The 6,000-nt window shown below is 40.2% G+C and carries 6 protein-coding genes; all 6 read left to right on the top strand.

Annotation, left to right across the window (positions count from 1 at the left end; genetic code table 11):
* The first annotated feature begins 119 nt into the window (after positions 1-119).
* Entirely contained in the window at positions 120-998 is an 879-nt protein-coding gene (locus ODU55_RS05345) for an ATP-binding cassette domain-containing protein (protein ID WP_398582146.1), read from the top strand.
* Between the two features lie 13 nt (positions 999-1,011).
* Entirely contained in the window at positions 1,012-1,716 is a 705-nt protein-coding gene (locus tag ODU55_RS05350; protein WP_398582148.1) for a hypothetical protein, read from the top strand.
* A 647-nt stretch (positions 1,717-2,363) separates the two neighbouring features.
* Positions 2,364-3,923 (top strand): DEAD/DEAH box helicase, encoded by a 1,560-nt coding sequence (locus ODU55_RS05355; RefSeq protein WP_398582149.1) that lies wholly within the window; start codon positions 2,364-2,366, stop codon positions 3,921-3,923.
* 208 nt (positions 3,924-4,131) lie between these two features.
* Positions 4,132-5,055: an ABC transporter ATP-binding protein gene (locus tag ODU55_RS05360; protein WP_398582150.1), complete on the top strand. Its 924-nt coding sequence runs from the start codon at positions 4,132-4,134 to the stop codon at positions 5,053-5,055.
* Positions 5,036-5,845, top strand: coding sequence for an ABC transporter permease subunit (locus tag ODU55_RS05365; RefSeq protein ID WP_398582151.1), 810 nt, complete (start codon positions 5,036-5,038; stop codon positions 5,843-5,845). Before ODU55_RS05360 ends, ODU55_RS05365 begins: the two co-directional genes overlap by 20 nt.
* A 75-nt stretch (positions 5,846-5,920) precedes the next feature.
* A partial coding sequence (locus ODU55_RS05370) for an IS630 transposase-related protein (protein ID WP_226314317.1) occupies positions 5,921-6,000 on the top strand: 80 nt, incomplete at its 3' end.

A 6,000-nucleotide genomic window follows, 5' to 3' on the forward strand; every position in this document is an offset into this window, starting at 1 on the left:
GTATAGGTTTTATTTTTTTTGAATTGGTTTTCCAGATTTTTTTATTTTTAGACTTGACTCTGTATTGTTTACTTGATACAATTAAGACAACAAAACAAAGATACAAAGAGGAGAGTTTTATGAATATGGAAAATGTTTTATTACGAATAGAAAATATGAGTAAAAATTATGGTCAGCAGGCGGCGGTGGATCAGGTATCTTTCGCCATCCAGCGTGGAGAGATTTGTGGTTTAGTTGGACAAAATGGTGCGGGGAAAACAACTCTTATCCGAATCTTGTCAGGGCTGATTTTTCCAACGACGGGTCAGCTGGTCTTTCCAAAACCAGTTAAGATTGGGGCTATTATCGAGTCGCCCACGCTTTACCCCAATCTGTCTGCCTGGGACAATCTCATGTACGCAGCTCTGCAATTGTCCTTAGAAAATCCAACGGAGCGTATCCAACAGGTGCTGGACTTAGTGGGTCTGGGGGATGTGGACCGGAAGAAGAAGGTCAAGAATTTTTCGCTTGGGATGCGGCAGCGGATGTCCATTGCCTTGGCGATTATTGATTTTCCAGAGTTTTTGATTTTGGATGAGCCGATCAATGGTTTGGATCCGTCTGGGATCAAGGAGGTGCGTGACATCATCCTGCGCTTGCGGGATGAGTATGGGATGACGGTCTTGATTTCTAGTCATATCTTGTCGGAGTTGGAACTATTGGCGGATCGCTTTGTGATTATGCACAAGGGCAAGGTTATCCGTGATTTGACCAGGGCTGATTTGGCAGCGGTCGTGGCGAGAAAGCTCTATCTGGATACGGCAGACAATGCTCGTGTGAAGATGTATTTGGAAGAAAAGGGGCTTGCAGTCAGTCTGGAAGAGGCTGGTTTGGTCTTGGATGCGGATGAACATGTTCAATCTCTTATTGATTTGGTTGGTCAATCAGGGGTTGAAATTCTGGAGATTTACCGTCAGGGTCAGCATTTGGAAGAGTATTATTTGGGTTTGTTGAAGTAGGAGGAAATGGAAAATGAATTTGGTGAAAGCGGATTGGTATCGTATTCGTAAGGAAAAATTGTCCTTGGTTAGTCTGGCAATCTTGATCGTCCTCAGTCTGATTTTGGCTTATAGCAGTAGTCAGGAACTGACTGCGGTTGGGGCTGAGGACATTCTGTCTAACTGGACAAATTTGTTGCCACTCTTTTTTGTGGCACCAGCCAAGATTTTCTTTGGGGAGGATTTTCAGTTTCGGACAGTCAATAATAGCCTAGTACGTACCCAGAATCGTTTGAAGATTTTTACTCACAAGTGGTTGTCTAGTGTGGGGCTTTGTGTCTTCTATGTCTTGTTTGCCTATATGCTGACTGGTTTTGCTCGTCAGATGATGAATGGGGCGGCAGACTACGGGGTACTTTTAGAAGGTTTTGTGTATCAGTTGCCCTTTTATATTGTGATTGCTAGTTTTTGTACAATCTTGTTTGTTGTTTTCCCAAAAATTTATCAAGCTTACATGGTGTATATTTTAATTGCCTTCTTATTTGATCAATTATTCATGATGGCGACAGGTATTCTTCTTAAAACGGATTTTTTTGCGGACTTTATGATGTTTTCACAATTATCTGTCGCGGCTGACTTGGAGAACTTGCTCTCTTGGCCATCAATCTTGGCACGGATTTTTAGCTTGGGCTACTTCATCTGCGGTGCTCTGCTATTTTCCAAAAAGGAATTGAAGTAAAATCAAGCAATCTCGCAAGGGATTGCTTTTTATGAAAACGTATTATTTTAATTTTCAAGGTAAAAGCCAACCTTTACGCCTAGAATGTGATATACTAGATAAGTTGCAAGTCTGATACTGGTTAGTTCGCTGCCAGTGGAAATAATTGTTACAAAAAAAGTTAGATAAGGTAGCTTCGCACTGCCTTGTAAAAGAAAGGAAATGCGTTAGGAAACTAGTTCGGGAAGAGCATTCGAACCCGTGCTAAAAACTTCGTGAAAAAGATAGGGAGTGGGACAGAACTAGAAAGCGATAGAGTTCGTCAACAATTTCTCGTTGCAAGTTGTTGAGCTGAAACAGTCTATTCCCAGACTGTTTCACTCCCACCCCCGCATAGCACCAACTGTCTGGGAGACAGTTGGTGGTTGGAGATGAAGCGAACTTTGTTCGCATCAGTCGTAGAGGTCAGATTTGGAGTATGTAATACGAATTGCTGAGATTTGCTTCGCAAATCTTATCTCCAACCTTTAACAGTCTCCCAGACTGTTAAAGCCAATCAACCACTGCGCTGAGATGTTGACTTATAATAAGAATAGTGCTGTTATTCTTTTTCCACTGCGTCAGTCTCCTATTTTCACCTTGTTTTCTTAACGCACTTGGTATCATAATTGAAATTTACAGATTTACAGTTGTCCGAAGACATTTTGCTTGCCGTTGAGAAGGCTGGTTTTGAAACGCCGTCACCTATCCAGGAGCAGACTATTCCGCTTGCTCTGGAAGGAAAAGATGTGATTGGTCAAGCCCAGACGGGTACAGGGAAAACTGCAGCCTTCGGTCTGCCAACCCTCAACAAAATTGACACCAACAATCAAGCAGTTCAAGCCCTGATTATTGCCCCAACACGTGAGTTGGCGGTGCAGAGTCAGGAAGAACTCTTCAAATTTGGTCGTGAAAAGGGTGTGAAAGTCCGCTCTGTTTACGGTGGCTCAAGCATTGAAAAACAAATCAAGGCCCTTCGCTCAGGTGCCCACATCGTTGTTGGCACACCTGGTCGTCTCTTGGACTTGATTAAGAGAAAAGCCCTCAAACTTGACGGTGTTGAAACCCTCATTCTTGACGAGGCAGATGAAATGCTCAACATGGGATTCTTGGACGATATTGAAGCGATTATTGAGCGTGTTCCTGAAAGTCGCCAGACCCTTCTATTTTCTGCGACCATGCCAGAGCCAATCAAACGTATTGGTGTCAAGTTCATGAAAGAGCCTGAGCACGTTAAGATTGCGGCTAAGGAATTGACCAACGTCAACGTAGACCAATACTATATCCGTGTTAAAGAACATGAAAAATTCGACACCATGACTCGTCTTATGGACGTTGACCAGCCTGAATTGTCTATCGTCTTCGGTCGTACTAAGCGCCGTGTCGATGAATTGACTCGTGGTTTGAAACTGCGTGGCTTCCGTGCAGAAGGTATCCACGGAGATTTGGACCAGAACAAGCGCCTCCGTGTCATCCGTGATTTTAAAAATGACCAGATTGACGTTCTTGTTGCGACGGACGTTGCGGCGCGTGGATTGGATATTTCAGGTGTAACGCATGTCTATAACTACGATATTCCACAGGACCCAGAAAGCTATGTGCACCGTATCGGTCGTACAGGTCGTGCGGGTCAATCAGGTCAGTCTATTACCTTTGTTTCGCCAAACGAGATGGGCTACTTGGCAATCATCGAAGATTTGACCAAGAAACGTATGAAAGGTCTCAAGCCTGCAACTGCTCAGGAAGCATTTGAAGCCAAGAAGAAAGTTGCTTTGAAGAAGATTGAGCGCGAAATGGCTGATGAAACCATCCGTAGCAATTTCGATAAGTTCAAGAAAGATGCAATCAAGTTGGCGACTGAATTTACGCCTGAAGAGCTTGCTCTCTACGTACTTAGTCTGACCGTACAAGATCCAGATAGCATGCCAGAAGTTGAAATCGCACGTGAAAAACCACTGCCATTCAAATTTGCTCCTGGACAAGCCAAGGGTAAAGGTGGACGTGGTGGTCGTCGTGACGGTGACCGCAATCGAGACCGTGTAGGACGCCGTGGCGACCGCAATGACCGCAACCGTCGTGATGACAAGTTCAAGCGTGACAACCGCCGTCAGGACAACAAAAAACCACACCAACGTACATCAAGCGAAAAGAAAACAGGCTTTGTGATCCGCAATAAAGGAGAAAGATAAGCAGTATTTGACAGACCATAAAGAGTGGTCTGTTTTTTTGAAATCTATTTAGAAAAATATCAAAATAGTTCTTGACAAACAATAAAAACAGAGTATAATTCTATTTAGAAATATTTCTAAATACTGAAGATGAATTTTTTACGGTCTCATTTCTATTCATGAGCATACTCCATTTCTCATCGATTTTATAGGTTTAGGAGGGATTAAAATGATTGTTGAATTGAATGGAATTCAGAAAACAATTGGTTCAAAAAGTATTATTAATAATGTTTCTATAAAAATTGAGCGAGGTCAGGTCTTTGCATTACTTGGACCAAATGGTGCTGGAAAAACGACCTTAATGCGAATTATTTTAGGGTTATTACATCCTGATAAGGGATCGGTTAAACTATTTGATACGATACTGACGGAAAAATCAAGAACAGAGTTGTTGCAACGTATTGGTGTTCAAAATGATGGAAATCTCTACGAAAACCTAACTGTTCAGGAGAACCTGGCTATTTGGGGAGAAATTTATGGTATGGACAATAGTCAGATTGACTCTAGAATAAGTATTTTAAAAAAGTTATTTCGGTTAGATCAGTATCTAGACATGGTTGTAGGGAGTCTTAGTAAAGGGAACAGACAAAAAGTTATGCTCGCTAGAGCTATGTTGCATAATCCAGAAGTATTGATATTGGATGAACCTACGACAGGTTTGGATCCAGAGGCAATTGATGAATTTTATAGTTTTATCAAACAGCTGAAAAAAGAAGGTATTACAATTATTATGTGCACTCACTATCTTTATGGAATGGATGGAGTGGTAGATAGTATAGGTATCCTAAAAAACGGTTGTATCTTGCAAAGTGGTGACTTAGATGCACTTCGAAAACCAGATAATATAGTCCAATTTCAAGGGCATTTTCATCCAAATGACTTGGAAGAACTGTCCTATCTTGGGGCTATATTGAAATGTTCAAATACTGAGTTCCATATTAAGGTAAATAGGATTGACAGCATACCAGAAATTGTAAAAAAATTATCAGCTAAAGAAAATGCTATTTACGGTATTCATCAGGAAACCGAATCTTTAAAAGATATATACTTTAGAATTGTTGGAGGTACTCATCATGAAGAGCTATCAAATTAAAGTAATTGTTAAAAAAGATTTAATTGAGTTACTAAAAGATAAGGGATTGTTATTGAGTCTGTTCCTTCCTCCGATTATTATTAGCATATTGCTTCCCTCTCTGATATTGGTCTTTGGTGCTAATGGAGGTGTCACCACTAGTATTGCTGGATTAAGTGATTTTTTAGAACACTTTCAAATTTTAAAGTATCCAAGCTATGTGACTTCTGCAAACTTACCATATTATGCTATTTTTACCTATTTCTTTTTACCGTTATTCATGTTGGTTCCAATCATGGCTTCTTCCATATTGGCAGTAAGTAGTCTTATTGGTGAGAAGGAGAACAAGACCATGGAGGGGGTGTTATATACTCCCTTATCTCCTAAGAACTTAATTTTGGGCAAGGCTCTTGCATGTGCAATACCAGCATTTTTAGTAACGATTACGTCAGTTATCATCTATTCAACGATGGTTAATACATTAGGTTGGAGCAACTTTGGGCATATTATCTTACCGAATCTTACTTGGTTGTTAGTTGTTTTCGTCATTTCTCCATTACTTATCTCATTGTCAATTCTGCTCATTATTGGAAGTTCACAATATTTCAAAAATAGCAAATCTGCACAAGGAATTGCGATGTTAATAGTGTTTCCTATTTTAGGGATGCTGATATCCCAATCGTCAGGAGTTTTAATATTAGGAATTTTTGAAACGATTGTTTTCATAGCCATCTTACTGTTCGTAGTAATTGTGACGTTTACTGTTGTCGTTAAGAGATTTAATTTTGAAAAATTTATTTTGAATAATTAATAATGTTTAAACTGAAGAAGTAGCTTTCTATAGTAAAATGAAACAAAAACAGTACATTTGTGGTATAATGTATTTATGGCATATTCATTAGATTTTCGTAAAAAAGTTCTCGCATACTGTGAGAAAACGGGCAGTATTACTGAAGCATCTGTTAT

Source organism: Streptococcus sp. 2022WUSS037 (genome assembly GCF_044427225.1).
Taxonomy (GTDB): Bacteria; Bacillota; Bacilli; order Lactobacillales; family Streptococcaceae; genus Streptococcus.

Bases quoted from the DNA above. Each gene is read 5' to 3' on its own strand.
- ODU55_RS05350 (WP_398582148.1), top strand. From the start codon at position 1,012: ATGAATTTGGTGAAAGCGGATTGGTATCGTATTCGTAAGGAAAAATTG.
- ODU55_RS05345 (WP_398582146.1), top strand. From the start codon at position 120: ATGAATATGGAAAATGTTTTATTACGAATAGAAAATATGAGTAAAAAT.
- ODU55_RS05365 (WP_398582151.1), top strand. From the start codon at position 5,036: ATGAAGAGCTATCAAATTAAAGTAATTGTTAAAAAAGATTTAATTGAG.
- ODU55_RS05360 (WP_398582150.1), top strand. From the start codon at position 4,132: ATGATTGTTGAATTGAATGGAATTCAGAAAACAATTGGTTCAAAAAGT.